Raw genomic sequence first — 1,529 nt, forward strand, 5'->3', positions numbered from 1 at the left:
CAGCTGCTCGTAGGTCTCGTCGTCGACCTCGATACGGATTTCCCTGGCCATGCCCCTACGGTATCGGCAGGAGCCAGCCTGGGGGAGGGCCCAGTGGTGTCATGACGCCTTCTTCCCCGCCTCGATGGCCGCCTCCAGCTCCGTGTACCGGAAGTAGCTCTCCTCCTCTTCCAGCTCGCGCACGCGGTCGAGGAACGTTCGCCAGGCTCCGTCGTTGCGAAGCGGCGCAGGGGCGGTCGAGTAGAATGTCACCGCAAGCTCCAGCATCCCCACGGCCTCCCGGCACTCGATGTTCTCGGCCCAAGCACCCAGGACCTTGCCCAGCTGTTCGGAAGTGAAGAAAGGTGCGCAGCCCGGCACGGTGTTGTGGGCCACGGTCTCGGCCATCCGGAAGCTGCCGGCCTTCTTGAGGATGTCCGCGACGTATCCGGCGACATAGGGTCCGGGACGCTGCGCGATGACGGTGGCCTGCTGGACGAACGACAGGCTCTTGAACTTCTCCTCCAGCGCGGGAAGCGTCGTTCGGATCTTCTCCAGCTCCACGAGCCCCAGGGCGCCGATCTGGTCCGCGGCCAGCGGCTGATACACGTCCGGTACGGGAATCTGCTGCACATAGGCGTTGATCTGCGTGCGCATGGGACCGTCGATCTTGTCCCACACGACGTCGAGGTCCCCAAGCCGGACCAGGGCCCTGAGCTGCCTGTCGGCGGGCTGCTGCGCGAGCCGGCCGATCTGGGCGGAGATTGCCTGCTGGACCACGGAGCGGTCCCGCTCGGCGAACGCCCGCAGACACGTGGCGTAGCGGTCGGCCATCACCACCTTGCTGAGCGGCTGGTCGGGAACCTCAAGCTCCAACAGGGCGTGCTTCGCCGCGAGCGACACGATGCTCCGGCGGGTTCCCGACTTCACCCGATCGAAGAAGTTCTGCGTGACCAGGTCAGCTGTCCCGACGAAGGCAGGCTCCCCCACGTGCTCGCAAAAGCGCTCGAGGGCCTTTCGTCCCTGGCTCGGCGGATGAATCAGCAGCGCCTCGACCGCGGAGGCCAAGTGGGCCCGGGCGTACTCGATCGTGGGGGTGAACAGCTCGCCCATCGGACGCAGAGAGGGGTGGTCCGCCAGGTTGCGATCTTCTTTCAGTCGCTCCAGCTCACGCTTCTGCACGAAGTCGACCAGCTCGAGCTTCTCGGCTAGATCCAAAAGCGAGTTCTCCATGTCCTGCATCGTGCGAACGGCCCCACCGTCCACCTTCTCCTGGGCACCGACGACTCTCTGCACGAGCTGCTTGGCTTCGCCCTCGCCGTCCTCCGCCAACTGGTCCAGCTTGTGGATCAGGTCTGCGCACACCGCGGTCCACGTCAGGACAATGCACGCGCGCGCCGACCCGGTCGTGTAGCAGCGATAAGCCTCGGCTACCAAGGGGCGAACGTCCTGATGCCAGACCTGGTTGACCTTCAGCTCAAGGTCTATCACCGTGCGGACTCCTCTGACCTGGGCACTGGTTTCGTGCCTGCCGTGTGAAAGGTGAAGCG

At 65.4% G+C, this 1,529-nt stretch carries 1 protein-coding gene; it reads right to left on the minus strand.

Annotated elements, in window-relative coordinates:
* Positions 1-99: 99 nt before the first annotated feature.
* Positions 100-1,529 (minus strand): hypothetical protein (locus ABT342_RS38075; protein WP_351584199.1); only part of this gene is annotated, 1,430 nt, incomplete at its 5' end.

It is taken from the genome of Streptomyces sp. NPDC000410 (assembly GCF_040300305.1).
Taxonomy (GTDB): domain Bacteria; phylum Actinomycetota; class Actinomycetes; order Streptomycetales; family Streptomycetaceae; genus Streptomyces.